Source organism: Nostoc sp. UIC 10890, from assembly GCF_054786515.1.
This window is the reverse complement of the sequence record NZ_JBSGKF010000001.1, coordinates 5,631,540-5,647,564: the sequence shown is the minus strand read 5'-3', so window position 1 is coordinate 5,647,564 and position 16,025 is coordinate 5,631,540. Positions and strand designations below refer to the sequence as shown.

The following is a 16,025-nucleotide window of genomic DNA, read 5'->3' as shown; positions in this document are numbered from 1 at the left end:
CAGTTTTTCTTTGTACTACAGTTTTGGTCGTTTACTTTCAAGGATTTCTGTTGCTTTCTGGACAGAAAGCGGCCGGTAGAATAGAAAGCCTTGTACTTCCTCGCAATTGATAGATTTTAAGAACTCTAATTCCTCTTCTTTTTCTACCCCTTCAGCTGTCAACTTCAATCCCAAGCTGTGTCCCAAGGTAACTATGGCCTTGATAATATGAGCTACTTTCACATCCTGCGTCAAATATTGAATGAAAGATTTATCTATCTTTAAATTATGGAGTGGTAAAAGTTGTAGGCGCGAGAGCGAAGAATGACCCGTACCAAAGTCATCAATGGAGATATAAACACCCATCTGCTTGAGATTCTCTAACACCGTTCTGGTAAAGTCTAAATCCTCAATGGCTGTGGTTTCCATAATTTCTAATTCTAAAAAACGCGCTTCCAGACCCGTTTGTTCTAAAACTGTGGCTATAGTCTCCACCAATTTGGGTTGGCGGAACTGCTTAAGAGAAAGATTGACAGCCATCATTATGGGTGGAAATCCTGCATCTTGCCAGATTTTATTTTGAATACAGGCTGTCCGCAGCACCCATTCGCCAATGGCGACAATTAATCCACTTTCTTCGGCCAGGGGAATGAAGACACTAGGTGCAACCAATCCCATCTCTGGGTGCTGCCAACGCAACAGAGCCTCCATACCAGTAATTTCATCTGTAGCAATGTTCACACGAGGCTGATAGTACACTGTAAATTCATTGCGTTCTAGGGCATAGCGCAAGCTCTTTTCTAAAGTCAAGAGTTCAGGATTTTTAGCGCTCAGGGAAACACTGTAGAATTGGTAGTTATTTCGCCCTTTATCCTTGGCATAGTACAAAGCAGCATCGGCGTGCTGGATTAGTGTTTCGGCGTCAGGACTGTTTTTATCAAGCAACGCAATACCGAGGCTGGCAGTCACATAAAGTTCATGCCCTTGTAGATGGAAAGCATCCTCTAAAGCTTGTAAGATTCTGCACGCCACCAGCGTTACCTCTTCAATATCATTAACTCGTGGGAGTAAGATAGTAAACTCATCGCCTCCCCAACGGGCTATGGTGTCTCCGCCTCTAAGTGAGTCTTTTAACCTTTGAGCGACGCTTTGTAACAATTGGTCTCCCAGAGTGTGCCCCAGAGTGTCATTAATAACCTTGAAGCGATCCAGGTCGAGGAAGATCACGGCTAAACTTTCACTATTACGAGTGGCGTTGGGCAGAGTTTTACTGAGCAGCTCGTTAAATAGTAGGCGATTGGGCAACCCTGTCAGCACGTCATGGAGGGCTTGATAGCGAATCTTTTCTTCTACTTGCTGACGCTGCCGCGTACTAATGATACTGGCGGCCATAGTCAAAAGGCTAGATTCTTCGTGCCTAGACCAATGACGCTCAAAAGTGCAGTCTGCTAAACCAAGGTATCCCCAAAACTCATTTTCCAAGCGAAGAGGCACTAAAAGAAGGGATTGAATGCCATCTCGAATTAGAAATTCTTGTTCGGCGACAGGAAATTTTTGGGTAATTCCGCTAATTGACTGGCCGGTAGAGAGAACATTGTACCAACGAGCTAATCCAGAAGCTTGATAAGGCAGATTTTGCCAATGGTGGTGGGTAGATTCAAAAAAAGAGTGCGTCCATTCAAACCGTAGGCTGACGGCTGTTTCCCCTGTAGCAGGATGGAGATGGTTTTGAAAAAGATAAGCCCGATCTGCCTTGGCAGCTTCACCCAGTACAGCTAAGGCTCGATCAATACCAGTTTCATAATTCATTTCTCCTAGCAAATAATTGGCAGCTTCCGCAACTGCTTGTAGCAAGCGATCGCGCTGATGAAGTTCGGCTGTGGCTTGCTTTTGCTCTGTAATATCCCGAACAATAAAAGTTCTAATTAAATCACTTTCAGGAAGGTAGAGAACGGATTGTTCAAAAACTTCTGTGCCTACTTCCACTTCCCGCACAAAAGAATTTTGTTCTAGATTGTTAACTCCACTCAGGAGTCCTGTTAAAATCGGGTGTTTTGTACCAACTTCCCGAAGTTTAGGAAACTTGATACCTGCGGCTGGATTGAGATAAGTAATTCTTCCCTCAAAATCCATCTCAATAATTGGATTGGGGATAAGTTCAGGGAAGGATGCTAGGCGAGCTAAGGCGGATTCACTAGCGGCTTCAAAGCTGGGATCGATCGCTAAGGTTTGAAAAGGATTGGCAGGATTGGCTTGCTCTGATAGGAAACCAGATAAGTCTTCAACATCACAAGATTCTGAAAATGCTTGTTCTGAGAGGTTAGAAATAGCATAATATTTAGCCTGAGCTTTATTACTGCCAAAGGCAATAACATCTCCGTTCCTGAGATTATGAGAAAAGCATTTATCACCATTCACAAATAAGCCATTAGTACTTCCTTTACCCTTATAGTTGCCATCAATAATTTGGAAGCCGTATTGATCTGTCTCTGGAACAGTTACTCGGAATAAAATTGCATGTTGCATTGATACTGACCGGGAAGCCAAGACAATAGTGTTTGCGGGATGCCGCCCCAGAGAATATGTCGTCTCTCGTAAAGGGACAGTTCGTCGCCCTTCCAGGTCTTGGATGACCAACAAATGGCGTATTTTTTCCCGCTCATTTCCTAGCATGGCTGTTCCTCAATTTCTCATATTTTTATGTCTTAGTCTGAAAAATACTACTCCCAGAAGTTCAGATTTTCAGGCTACACTTCTGGGAAAATTTTCTCAATCAAAGTTGTCACCATCTGCGATCTCATTGGTATGTGGGTGCATACCAGCTTTTCTCTTCAGAATTGACCACAGTGATAAGCTTTGTTCTTTCGTCTATATCATTTAACCTTGTCTTTCTTAGGATACCCAGAATAAAATCAAACACTTAATAGAACACATGCTATATTTGCGGATTTTTATTCTGAGTTGTGGGGAAACCTTTATGGGCTAAAGCACGAAATACGCAACTATATTGCTGTTTCTCTGGGGTTTTCAACCTATCCTTAATAACCGGCTACGGTGTACAGACAAGTCGAATTACCCCCCTTAATCCCCCCTTGGAAAGGGGGGAAAAAGAAATCTAGTTCCCTCCCCTTTGCAAGTTTTCTGAATGTGAGTGCAGTTTTGGAGGAGAGGGGAAAAAGAAATCTAGTTCCCTCCCCTTTACAAGGGGAGGGTTAGGGTGGGGGAAAACGCTGGTAATCAGCTATTTAAGACTTGGTTTCGGTGACTTTTAATCTGCAAGCGCTGTGGGATTCTTGCTTTTAGAACTCTCCGGCTAAGGCTGCAACGCATCTTTCGCAAATTAGCGGATGTTCTGCTGATTCTCCCACATGGGTGGAGTAGTTCCAACAGCGATCGCATTTTTGCCCATCTGCGTTCACTACCCCAATTGTCCAGTCTTCCGTCTGCGCTGTATATTTTAATCCTTGCAACCCTTGAGCAGAATCTAATAATTCCACTTGGGAAGTCAGCAATAAATACCGCAGTTCGTCAATCCCGTTACCTTTAGCAGGGTTAAAGGCTTTGATAGCATCACCTAACTGTTTTTGAGGGATATGAATCAAAGCTTTTGCTTCCAGAGAAGAACCAATGAGTTTTTCTATCCTGGCTTGTTCCAACACCTTATTAACATCGGTGCGGAGTTGTCGTAACGTTTCCCAAAATTCCGCTAAATCTGGATTACGCCATTTTTCCTCAACCTGCACCCAACCGGCTTCAAACACCGATTTGTAAGGTGTTTTGTAAGGGAGATATTGCCAGATATCTTCGGCTGTGTGGGATAGTACTGGTGCGATCGCTCGTGCTAAATTTTCTAAAGCAATCTGCAACACCGTTTGACAACTGCGACGGCGGAAAGCATCTTTTGCACTGATGTACAGCCTATCTTTGGCAACATCTAAATAAAAGTTGGATAAATCCACCACGCAGAAATTCTGCACCGTTTGGAAAAAGCGGAAGAATTGGAAAGTATCAAAGGCTTCGGTAACTTCCTCAAACACCTCGGTGATGCGGTGTAGCATATAACGGTCAAGTTCCGGCAATTCCTCGAAGGGAACTGCATCTTTTTCTGGGTCAAAATCATCCAAGCTACCCAACAAAAACCGCGCCGTATTGCGGATTTTGCCTCTGACATCATTCATCTGCTTGATGATGTTTTTGCCAATGCGGACATCGCCGGAATAGTCAACCGATGATACCCACAATCTCAATATATCTGCACCGTAAGGCGGTTCTACTTTTTGATTTTTCCCGCCTTCAATGATTGTATTGGGGTCAACCACATTTCCTTCTGACTTACTCATCTTCCGCCCTTGTTCGTCCAAAGCGAAGCCGTGAGTTAGTACAGTTTTGTAAGGTGCAATGTCATTTACCGCTACACTGGTGAGCAAGCTTGACTGGAACCAACCGCGATGTTGGTCGGAACCTTCCAAATATATATCAGCAGGGTAGCGTAACTCTGGACGCTGTTGAGCGACAGCTGCCCAAGATGAGCCAGAATCAAACCATACGTCCATTGTGTCTGTACCTCTGCGGTAAGACTTGCCATTATTACGATAAGATTCTGGTAACAACTCTTCAACTGAAAGTTCCCACCAAGCATCAGAACCTTTTTCGGCAATAATTCCTTGAACGTGGTTGATAGTTTCCTCATTCAGCAGTGGTTCTCCCGTGGCTTCGTCGTAGAAAACGGGAATGGGTACACCCCAACTGCGCTGACGAGAGATACACCAATCGGAACGTTCCGCTACCATTGGCGTGATCCGATTTTCACCTTGGGCTGGAATCCATTTTACCGTTGCGATCGCCTTTAGTGCTTCTTCTCTAAATCCTTCCACGGAAGCAAACCATTGTTCAGTCGCGCGGAAAATCGTCGGCTTTTTCGTCCGCCAATCATAAGGATACTTGTGGGGATATGGTTCTTCCTTCAACAAGGAACCAGCCGCACTTAATGCATCAATCACCGCCTGATTCCCATCACCCAGCACATTCAAACCTGCAAATTGTCCCGCTTCTTCGGTAAAATTGCCGTTGTCATCCACTGGTGCAAGGATGGGCAAACCGTAACGCTGACCAACAATGTAATCTTCTTGACCATGACCGGGTGCGGTATGTACTAACCCAGTACCCGACTCAGTTGTGATGTAATCACCGCCGACAACAATCGGACTTTCGCGGTCAAATAGAGGATGACGGTAAGTAGTATGTTCTAAGTCATTCCCTTTGAACGTAGCTTTTACGGTTAACTCAACTCCCAACGTTGAAGATAAACGTTCTACTAAATCAGCAGCAACGATTAGGTATTTGAAATTACACTGCGCCTCTCCCTCTGGATGTGAAACTTCCACCACTGCATAATTCAAATCTGCATTCACCGCTACAGCCAAATTCCCCGGAATTGTCCAAGGTGTAGTTGTCCAAATAGCCACACCCAAATCTGACTGATATTCCGCCAACAGTGGTTTTACAGCTTCCGCCAAACCTGTGATTGCAAAAGCTGCATAGATACTGCGGGAAACGTGACCTTCAGGATATTCCAACTCAGCTTCAGCCAAAGCGGTTTTAGAACTCGGACTCCAGTGAACCGGCTTCAAACCGCGATAGATGTAACCTTTTAAGAACATCTGACCAAACACGCCAATTTGAGCCGCTTCATAAGCCGGCTTCAGAGTTAGATAAGGGTTGTCCCAATCACCCCAAATACCGTAACGTTTAAAATTTTGACGTTGGTCATCTACCGTCGCTAGACCAAATTCTTTCGCTTTTTGCCGGAGTTGTAAAGGCGTTAAGTTTTGCCGTTCTGCTGACTTCATGTTCTGCAAAACTTTTAACTCAATTGGTAAACCGTGACAATCCCAACCAGGGACGTAGCGAACCTTACGGCCTTTTAGCAGTTGGTAGCGATTAATAATATCTTTGAGAATTTTATTTAAGGCATGACCAATATGGAGTGAGCCATTAGCGTAGGGAGGCCCATCGTGCAGTATAAATAATTCGCCGGGGTTATTTTTGGAGAGGCGATCGTAAATTTTATTTTCTTCCCAAAATTTTTGGATTTCAGGCTCACGCTTGATGGCGTTTGCCCGCATATCAAAATTAGTCTTGGGTAGGTTAACAGTATCTTTGTAACTTCCTGGTTCGGTCACAGTCTCATGCCTAGAATTAGGTGTGCAGGTTTTATCAATTATAGAAGATGGCAGGAAAACCAAAATTCGCTTTTTGAGAGCGAGTTTGATAAACCTCTCCCTACCTTGAATTTTCGATAATAAAGTTGCAAAAATAAAGATAGGACTTTTCCACAAGAGCGTAGGGCGTGTTTTCAAAGTCTTAGATCCCCCCAACCCCCCTTAAAAAGGGGGGCAAAGAGTCTCTTAAAGTCCCCCTTTTTAAGGGGGATTTAGGGGGATCTAAATTAAAGGTAGGTTGGGTTGACGTAAGGAAACCCAACTTATATTTAATGCAACAATTTAGTCTTGACACGCTACTATATTTATGCAAGGAGTGGATTATTGCAGCAAAGGAGTTGTGCCGTTACCGTTAATTGACGCATTCGCAATTGCAGCTTGAGTAGGTTGAGTAGCAAGAACCGCTACAAGTGGAGCAACTTTTGAACTAGATTTTTTATTTCTTTTTCCATTAGAGCCGCCAGCCTTGGAATACTCTATACTGTTTCTGCCGTAGACAGTTGCAACTCCACTTAGCATTCGTTCAGACATTTCTGAGAGGGCTTTATCCATCTGGATTATTGTTTTACGCGATTCTTCAAGATTGGATACAAGCGTGTTATGAGCTTCTAGCGTCGAACGGGTAGTGTTGATGAGGTGGTTGTAGGCTTCGATAGTTAATCCATGTCCTAAATCCAGATTTTCATCAACGGATTTAAGCAAGGCGAGACGGAGTTGGGCTTTGTCAACAGCAGCAGAACCACGAGTTCTTAAAGACATGAGATATCCTTTTTTTTAAGAATTACTTTTTCAACATAGTGGAGTATCCTTTTGTCTGAAATGGGTAGTTTTGTGGATTTATTTCATTAAAAGTTCAACGAAATAATTACGAGTTTATCTGTATTTTTACTCATTCTTTATATCGATTTGTTGTTTGAGAATAAGTGCAATCAGCAAATGCGATCGCTAAATCAGCAAATGCGAACTCCGAATCAGCAAATGCGATCGCTATATCAACAAATGCGAACGCCATATCAGCAAATGCGAACGCCATATCAGCAAATGCGATCGCTATATCAGCAAATGCGAACCCCGAATCAACAAATGCGATCGCTAAATCAACAAATGCGATCGCCGAATCAACAAATGCGAACTCCGAATCAGCAAATGCGAACTCCGAATCAGCAAATGCGAACTCCGAATCAGCAAATGCGATCGCCAAAATAACAACGGTGTATACAAAAGTCGAATTACCCCCCTTAATCCCCCCTTGTAAAGGGGGGAAATAAGAAATCCAGTTCCCTCCCCTTTACAAGGGGAGGGTTAGGGTGGGGTTAAAGCTTGGTTAATCAGCTATTTCAGACTTGTGTATACACCGTAGCTCCGACTCAGAGAGGGACGGTTTTGCCTGCATAGTAAAACCAGGGAAAGGTTTCTAGACGATTAGCAAATCAGAAATTTTGCGTAAATTGAGCTTAAGTAACAGAAAGTAGTATACTTTTCTGGGTTCGCCTAAAGCTATCAAAAAGTTTCGTCTAAAAACCAATAATTTTGGGGTTGCTCTAATGCTAAGTCCTGTATTAACAGTCAGTATCTTTCAAAAACAGCCCGACCCTAAAGGATTTTCAGCAGGTCAAGTCATCTTTGAAGAAGGACAGCCTGGTAATGAAATGTACGGCATTCTGGAAGGAGAAGTCGATATAGTAGTCAATGGCAAGGTTGTAGAAACCATTGAAACGGGCGAAGTTTTTGGGGCCGGGGTACTTGTAGGAGTAGCAAAAAGAACTTACACAGCTATTACCAAGGTAGATACCAAACTGGGTTTCCTTGATGAGAAAAAGTTTCTCTTTGCCGTTCAGGAAACACCTATGTTTGCCCTAAAGGTGATGAAAAGTTACTCAGAGCGTCTCAGTCGCTTGCAGCACATGCTCTAAAGCACCTCAAGCAGAAGTTGCAAAACGAATCAAAATCTGCCACTAATTTTCCCTTCTCCCCAGAAGGCCATACATAATATATATGCTCTCTTGGGGAGTCATAAGTCAGTATTCAGATAACTCTAAATTCTGGCTCTTGACTCCTGATTTATCGTTGCAGAATTTACCGGAGGTAGTAATGGCACGTAAACGGTTGATTATTGAAATGGGGATGGGAATAGATCAGCATGGACAAGAACCAACAGTAGCAGCATCTAGGGCGGTACGAAATGCGATCGCTCACAATGCTTTACCTGGTGTTTGGGAAGTTGCTGGCTTAAGTCATCCCAATGAAATGATTATAGAGGTTCAGGTAGCAGTTCCATATCCAGAACAAGTTAGAGAAGAAGAAGTATTAGCTGTATTACCATTTGGTCGGAAAACCCTCATCGTAGAATCTGGGGGGATGGTAGTTCAAGGGCGGGCAATTCCTGAACTCAACGATAAAAATGATGAAATGTTGATTGCGATCGCAGCTGTTACAGTTCTGATCGAAAATGATTAACCCACAAACCCTCAAAACTAGCTTGACAAAATACCAGTACATTGTGCCGGAAGTTTGCTTACTTTAAACAATTTTCTCAAACCCCTTGTGTGGTTAAGTCATGATCAAGTTAGTGGCTCTGCGCTAAAGTAAAAACATTGGGATAAAAATCTCTGGCAGTAAGTTCAACTGAATCACTAATCTTTAGCACTGCGGCGATCATGTCTCAAGAACATAACGAATCACTCCAAATTCAGGAGATCACCAAACTCAAACCGAAACACTTTGCTGATTTAGTCAGATCAGCACAATTGATTTTCGACCCCACAGCCGGAGTTTCGGGAAGACACATCACAGTTGACTGGGAACAATTTGGAATTCCCCGTGATGTAGCAGACAATCTCAAATCACTTGGTCAGCAGTACCAATATGCATCTCCTCACATCCCTGTTGAAGACATTTGGAGCAAATTAACTCCAGAAACTCGTATTTGGTTCGTTGAAAATAAAGATCGGTTGTGGCAGCTTGAAGAAGCTTTCCCAGCCCTTGATGAAGATTAAACGGCTGAACCATTGAAAGGAATACAAATTATCTATAGGGGGACAACGGCAGTTGTCCCCCTATCCTCTCTCTATAGCCATTCTTGTGTAAATTGAGAAGTGGGTCTGTTATGGGACTCCTATTTTATTTTTGAAAAAAATAAGTATAACTTGAAGAGGCTTGTTGCCTATCTACGCCAATAATTTCAGAAATCAAAGCGGATTCTATATGCGATCGCATTAGCTTGAATAGATAAGTTAAATTAATAAAAAAGCTTATATAGATGAATCACAGCCTAAGTGTTGCTCCCAGCCTGGAAGAACACACTCATGAAAATCCTATTGTTACCAAACAACAGCTATTTGCGAAGCAACTAATTGTCCTTGTCTTGGAAATACTTCTGGCATTGCCTCTGGGTTTACTCCTCGCCAAGTTTCAAATTGGCAGGATTGCCTGGATCTTTGGCGGGATTGCAGCTGGTACAGTCGTTCTTCAAGGGTGTCGAGTTTTTTATCAATATTCTCCCCAACCTAACCGCACTGCAAGAAAAGTCGGAATGGCACTTGTAGGCTTAACTGTCGGCGCTTCTAATGCCCACGGTAATCTAGCTAGTGTTGCTTCTGGTATTCCCGTATTTATTTTTCTTACCTTGTTTCTACTGCTGAGTGGCAGCTGTATCGGTTATATTTACTCCCGCGTCACCAAAACCAACCTCATGACAGCAATGCTGGCTACCGTTCCTGGTGGTGTCGGAATTATGGCAGCGATCGCCGCCGATTACAATAAAAATGTTAGCTTGGTTGCCCTAGTTCAGGCGATTCGCGTCACCTCAGTAGTTGTTCTAATTCCCTTCGTCGCTAGGACATCAACTGGCAATTACTATCCACAAACACTCCCAATCAACGCTGCTTGGCTTAATTTCGATCCATTTCAACTAGAATTACTCTTGTTAGTACTGGTAATTACTGGATTAGTAGTTTATCCAGCTATATTATTTAAAATTCCCGCAGGCGATTTCTTTGGTGCATTGTTGATTGGTATCGGGTTTAATCCTTTGCTGCATTGGCTGCCTTTTGTGGGTGATATTAGCTTTAGTCCGCCGCCAATAATAAACTTATTGGGTCAAATGCTCCTGGGAATTACTATTGGTGAATATTGGGGAGACAAACCCAACTTTAGGAAGCGGACTGTGGGCTATGCCTTGATCTCTGTAGCCATGACCCTCATAGCCGGAGCGATCGCTGCTATACTTGCGATGCAATTAACCTCTTGGGACTGGTTAACCTGTCTTTTAGTCACAGCCCCAGGAGGATCAGCAGAAATGATCCTGGTTTCTCTGGCGTTGAATCATAATGTTGAAATTGTCACAACTGGTCATTTAGTGCGACTAATTGCGATTAATAGTTCCCTACCACTTTGGGTATTTTTGTTTCGCCGTCTGGATGAGCAACTTTCTGAACCAGTTTAATTGCAGAAGTATATAAGTAACGATTAACCTGACAAAAGTCAAAAAACTGCTCGTCTGTCATTTGCATTTGCACAACTAAAGGGGATGAAAACGTGATGATTTCCTCTAGGTTTTGCTGTTTATTCGACTGGCTTTTATTTCTTACTTCTCACGCAAGTTATTGTTTTGGTGAGAGCGCATTTCACGATTACGGTCTAATTCCGCAAACATGAGAGCCGAAGATTTTACACCTAATTACTAACCAAAATTTCCTACTAGGACGAAATCATACTAGCGGTGATAGTCGTTTTCGCTACAAATTTCTGGAAAGCGAGTGTATTTTATGGTGGCTAACTTCCAGCTTTAGATTTGTAGGCTAGGAAAATTAAAATAGTAATTTTACTGGGGTTAAAAAATATTTGTGTAAGTTACTATACTGCATGATTGTCGAGTGAATATTGACATCATTTCATTGTCTTAGATGGGGTGGACACCGATGACATCTGAAAGCGTAGGCGAAGCCCGCCGTAGGCATCGCCAAAAAGAACTTGAACACCGGGAACGTTTACTACGAGAACGAGAAGTTGAATTGCGACTCCGAGAAATGGAAACTAACCTCCATACTACCGATGCAGCTTTTCATCAAACTGTGAAGCATCAGCCAGAAAATTCCCAGAAACCTTGGATGCAAAAAGTGATTCTGGGTGGAAAGCTGTTTGCTCTTGGTGTAGTAACACTAGTTGCAGTCAGAATAGCCGCAGTATTAGCTGGGTTTATTATTGTTGCTGCACTGGGGTGGATGTCTTACAAATTATTTTTGGAATCTAAAAAAACTAATTCTTAATAGAGGTGTAAATATGATGAGTGAGCAGGTAGCAACTGACAGATTTATCCAAGATTTAGAGCGTGTTGCTCAAGTGCGCTCTGAGATTTCTGTATGTTTGAGTAAACTGGCTGAAACAATTAGTAAAGCTGAGTTAGTTGGTGATTCTTCATCAGGAAAACTCAGTTTAGAGCGAGATGTTGAAGATATTACAGTAGCTAGTAAAAACCTCCGCCAAGGTGTATTTCGCCTTTTGGTTTTAGGCGATATGAAACGGGGAAAAAGCACGTTTCTTAATGCCTTAATTGGTGAAAATTTATTACCGAGTGATGTTAATCCTTGTACCGCAGTATTAACAGTTTTACGCTATGGGCCAGAAAAGAAAGTCACCATTCATTTTAATGATGGTAAAAGTCCACAACAACTAGATTTTCAGAACTTTAAATATAAATATACCATTGATCCGGCTGAAGCTAAAAAACTAGAGCAGGAGAAAAAACAAGCATTTCCCGATGTAGATTACGCAGTAGTTGAGTATCCATTAACGCTACTAGAAAAGGGAATTGAAATTGTCGATAGCCCAGGATTGAATGATACAGAAGCGCGAAATGAATTATCTTTGGGTTATGTAAATAATTGCCATGCGATTTTGTTTGTGATGAGAGCTTCTCAACCTTGTACCTTGGGTGAGCGTCGCTACCTAGAAAATTATATTAAAGGTCGAGGATTGACGGTTTTCTTCTTAGTTAATGCTTGGGATCAGGTGCGGGAATCATTGATTGATCCTGATGATGTCGAAGAATTAAAAGCATCTGAGAATAGATTAAGGCAAGTATTTAATGCGAATTTAGCAGAATATTGTACTGTAGAAGGTCAGAATATTTATGACGAACGCGTGTTTGAGCTTTCGTCAATTCAAGCACTCAGGCGGCGGTTGAAAAATCCCCAAGCTGATTTAGAGGGGACTGGCTTTCCGAAGTTTATGGAAGCGCTTAATACTTTTCTTACCAGAGAACGTGCGATCGCAGAACTCCGTCAAGTCAGAACCTTAGCAAGACTTGCCTGCAATCATACCCGCGAAGCAGTTGCTAGACGAATACCATTACTTGATCAAGATGTCAATGAATTGAAAAAACGGATTGATTCAGTAGAACCAGAGTTTAACAAACTCACAGGTATTCGGGATGAATTCAAAAAAGAAATTATCAATACAAGAGATACTCAGTCAAGAACAATTTCTGAGTCTTTTCGTAGCTACGTTTTAAACTTAGGTAACACCTTTGAAACCGATTTCTTACGCTATCAGCCGGAATTAAATCTGTTTGATTTTCTCAGTAGTGGTAAACGAGAAGCATTTAATACCGCACTACAAAAAGCCTTTGAGCAATATATAACTGACAAATCTGCTGCTTGGACATTAACTGCTGAAAAAGATATCAATGCAGCTTTTAAAGAACTTTCTCGCAAAGCAGCACAATATGGTGCTTCCTACAGTCAAATCACAGACGAAATAACAGAAAAGCTCACCGGACAAAACGTCAAAGTAAATACCACTACTACTGCTGAAGAAGATAACTCTCCCGGCTGGGCAAAATGGGCAATGGGATTGTTATCACTGTCTAAGGGAAATCTTGCTGGTTTCGCAATGGCGGGGGCTGGATTTGATTGGAAAAATATCTTGTTAAACTACTTCACTGTAATTGGTATTGGCGGGATAATTACAGCAGTGACAGGGGTTTTGCTTGGCCCTATCGGGTTTGCACTACTAGGTTTAGGAGTAGGATTTTTGCAAGCAGATCAAGCGCGAAAAGAGTTAGTTAAAACAGCAAAAAAAGAGTTAGTTAAACACCTACCACAAGTCGCACATGAACAATCTCAGGTTGTATACAATGCTGTGAAAGAGTGTTTTGACTCTTATGAAAGAGAAGTGGGTAAGCGGATTAACGATGATATTATATCTCGCAAATCTGAATTAGATAATCTAGTCAAGCAGAAAGAAACTCGTGAAATAAATCGTGAGAGTGAGTTCAAACGTTTAAAAGATTTACAGGAAGATGTAATAGCTCAGTTGCAAAAAATCGAGGCAGCATATAGCAACTTATTAGCTTACTATAGCTAATATATTTCATTACTCTCGCTCTCGTTCCCAGCTTCTAGCTGGGAATGCCTACTGGGAGGCTCCGCCTCCAATAACTATAAAAATATGAGGCGGAGCCTCAACGAATTGCATTCCCAGCTAGAAGCTGGGAACGAGGAATAGGGGAACTATGCAACAACAGTATGAAGGTTATAAGGATTTAGCAGATTCTCTCAAATCTGCATCTGCGTTGCTGAATTTAGAACGCAAATCGCAACTACATCAAGATATAATTACCATCTGCAATCATCTGGTTAATCCTAGCTTTCGGATTGCAGTATTTGGGCCTTTTAATCATGGCAAGTCTACCCTATTGAATGCCATGTTGGGAAATCGCACCTTACCAATTGATTTAATTCCCACTACAGGCGCATCGATTACTGTGAAGTATGGCTCTGATGTGCGGACTCGCATCATGTTGGTAGATGGTACAGAAATCTATCGCACTGGCACAGAAATTTTACAGCAATTTGCAATTTTGGATGGCAATAGGCAGATGCGAAAAGATGTAGCATCTGTAGAAGTTTTCTGTCCACATCCATTTTTGGAAACAGGAGTAGAATTTCTCGATTTACCGGGAACAAATGATCGAGATGAACAAGATAATTTAGTCAGAGAAAAACTTTTAAGCGCAGATTTAGTTATCCAATTATTAGATGCACGTAAATTAATGACTTTGGGTGAGCGGGAAAACTTACGAGATTGGCTATTAGATCGCGGTATTAAAACAGTTATATTTGTTGCTAATTTTCTTAACTTACTCGAACCCGACGACCAAAAACAAGTCCAAAATCGTCTGCTGTTTGTTGCAGAAAGTTTTCGAGCCGAATTACCTCCAGGTTTTAGTAATTTATATCGCGTTGATGCTTTACCTGCTTTAAGAGCCAGATTAAAAGGCGATGTTGCTGCTGCCAATAGTAGCGGGCTAGCAGCATTTGAAACAGCTTTGCAAAATATTGTCGGGATTTTGCAACCAAATCGTGGTAGTGTGCGTTTGCCAAGAGTGGAAGCGATCGCTTCTCAAATCCAACTCTCATTAAAAACTAAAATTGACCCGATTGCTATTGAAATAAAATCCTTTGATGATAAACAAAATAGCAAAATTGAAATTAAACAAAAGGCAGCTAACTTAATTTATAAAGGTTTTACTACTAGCGTAGGAGAGTTACGCAATTGGCTAGCATTACCCAAGCTCCTGACAAAATATCAAGCTGATGCGGCAGTTGCATTGGCAGAAAATAACTTTAAAGTTTGGCAAACAAATACTCTTAAAAAAGACCTAACCCAATTGCAATTGGCTGCGGTGAAATGGCTTTATCAAGCTTACGATTTTTTTCAAGAAGAACGACCGCAAGATTTAATAATTCCTTTTCCTAGCGAACCACAAGTAATACTACCCCCAAAGCCAAGTAATAGTGATGATTTGAGTGAACCTGGTTCCATCGCGGTTGGTGGTGGTATTGGTTGGTTGTTAGGCGGCCCGGTGGGTGCTGCTGTCGTCGGGAGTATTTCTTATTTGTTAAACAAGAATATCCAAAAACAAGACGAACAATTAGCAAAGGAATCTTATCATCAGGACGTTGCTAAACTTTGTATAACTGCAATTGAAGATTATTTATCCAACTTCAGCAGTCAAGGGTTATCAATTTTGACTGAATATGAACAGAAAGCCGATAAAGTAATTTGCTTTGAAGTCAGTCAAGAACCACTAGAATTTACTAATAAACGGGAAAAATTGCAACAGTTACAAAACGGTTTTAATCATTTATTACGAGAGTTAGAAAAAGTCAAGATCCTCTCAAATCACCAACCTTATAAAGAAATACCTAAATACAGCAACACCAAGAGAAAATATTCGCCACAGCCAAAGAGAGTTCAAATTTCCCCTGAAAAAGATCCTGATGTTAAGCGACAACAGGAAAATACTCCTAAAAATAATGCGACAAGGGTAGAATCTGTTTCCCCACCACCACCGCCAAAAGCTCCTCCCTCTCCACGGAAAGAAGAGGTGGAGGCGAAATTTCGTGATTGGGAACTCAATGAAGAAATAGCGCGAATGAAAGCAGAGATGCGAGCGCCTGGTTTTAAAACTGGTAAACAGCAAAATACAACTCAAAGCAACGAAGCACCCAACCAACCTAAAACACAGACACAAAAAGATAAAATTACTCGCGCCTACAGTATTTTAGGATTGCAAACAAATGCATCTCTGGCTGAGGTAAAACAGGCTTATCGAACTTTAGTAAAAAAATGGCATCCAGATTTGTTTGTGAATCAGCCGCAACTGCAAAAACAAGCACAAGAGAAAATGCACTTAGTTAATGAAGCGTACACAATTTTGAGTGATAAATAAACAACCAGATCCCCGACGCCTCAAAAAGTCGGGGATTTTTAGATTCATCCTAATTTCATTTCTGGCTGTCAATATAGAATTAGGAAACT

General features: G+C 41.8%; 11 protein-coding genes. 8 read left to right on the top strand and 3 right to left on the bottom strand.

The window, feature by feature from the left end; genetic code table 11:
* Positions 1-15: 15 nt before the first annotated feature.
* From ACWATR_RS23450 to ACWATR_RS23440, 3 genes are all read right to left on the bottom strand, one after another.
* Positions 16-2,652, bottom strand: coding sequence for an EAL domain-containing protein (locus tag ACWATR_RS23450; protein ID WP_460337723.1), 2,637 nt, complete (start codon positions 2,650-2,652; stop codon positions 16-18).
* Between the two features lie 626 nt (positions 2,653-3,278).
* Complete coding sequence (ileS, locus tag ACWATR_RS23445) at positions 3,279-6,161, bottom strand: isoleucine--tRNA ligase (protein ID WP_460337720.1); 2,883 nt, start codon at positions 6,159-6,161, stop codon at positions 3,279-3,281.
* Between the two features lie 360 nt (positions 6,162-6,521).
* Positions 6,522-6,959: a hypothetical protein gene (locus ACWATR_RS23440; protein WP_460337717.1), complete on the bottom strand. Its 438-nt coding sequence runs from the start codon at positions 6,957-6,959 to the stop codon at positions 6,522-6,524.
* Between the two features lie 150 nt (positions 6,960-7,109).
* On the opposite strand from ACWATR_RS23440, the gene ACWATR_RS23435 reads away from it, so the two are divergent.
* From ACWATR_RS23435 to ACWATR_RS23400, 8 genes are all read left to right on the top strand, one after another.
* Positions 7,110-7,406 carry a hypothetical protein gene (locus ACWATR_RS23435; protein WP_460337715.1) on the top strand — a complete coding sequence of 99 codons (297 nt, stop codon included), beginning with the start codon at positions 7,110-7,112 and terminating at the stop codon, positions 7,404-7,406.
* Positions 7,407-7,744: 338 nt separating this feature from the next.
* The gene (locus tag ACWATR_RS23430; RefSeq protein ID WP_196514110.1) at positions 7,745-8,113 is read left to right on the top strand and encodes a Crp/Fnr family transcriptional regulator; all 369 of its coding nucleotides are present in this window, start codon (positions 7,745-7,747) and stop codon (positions 8,111-8,113) included.
* 178 nt (positions 8,114-8,291) lie between these two features.
* Positions 8,292-8,657 carry a Lin0512 family protein gene (locus ACWATR_RS23425; protein WP_292850790.1) on the top strand — a complete coding sequence of 122 codons (366 nt, stop codon included), beginning with the start codon at positions 8,292-8,294 and terminating at the stop codon, positions 8,655-8,657.
* 200 nt (positions 8,658-8,857) lie between these two features.
* A complete protein-coding gene (locus ACWATR_RS23420; protein WP_069073499.1) occupies positions 8,858-9,196 on the top strand; it encodes a hypothetical protein in 339 nt (112 codons plus the stop codon).
* A 263-nt stretch (positions 9,197-9,459) separates the two neighbouring features.
* Entirely contained in the window at positions 9,460-10,644 is a 1,185-nt protein-coding gene (locus ACWATR_RS23415; RefSeq protein WP_460337710.1) for an AbrB family transcriptional regulator, read from the top strand.
* Positions 10,645-11,119: 475 nt separating this feature from the next.
* A complete protein-coding gene (locus ACWATR_RS23410; protein WP_460337707.1) occupies positions 11,120-11,467 on the top strand; it encodes a DUF3040 domain-containing protein in 348 nt (115 codons plus the stop codon).
* 16 nt (positions 11,468-11,483) lie between these two features.
* Positions 11,484-13,565: a dynamin family protein gene (locus ACWATR_RS23405; RefSeq protein ID WP_460340628.1), complete on the top strand. Its 2,082-nt coding sequence runs from the start codon at positions 11,484-11,486 to the stop codon at positions 13,563-13,565.
* 148 nt (positions 13,566-13,713) lie between these two features.
* Positions 13,714-15,936, top strand: coding sequence for a dynamin family protein (locus tag ACWATR_RS23400; RefSeq protein ID WP_460337704.1), 2,223 nt, complete (start codon positions 13,714-13,716; stop codon positions 15,934-15,936).
* The last annotated feature ends 89 nt before the right edge of the window (positions 15,937-16,025 follow it).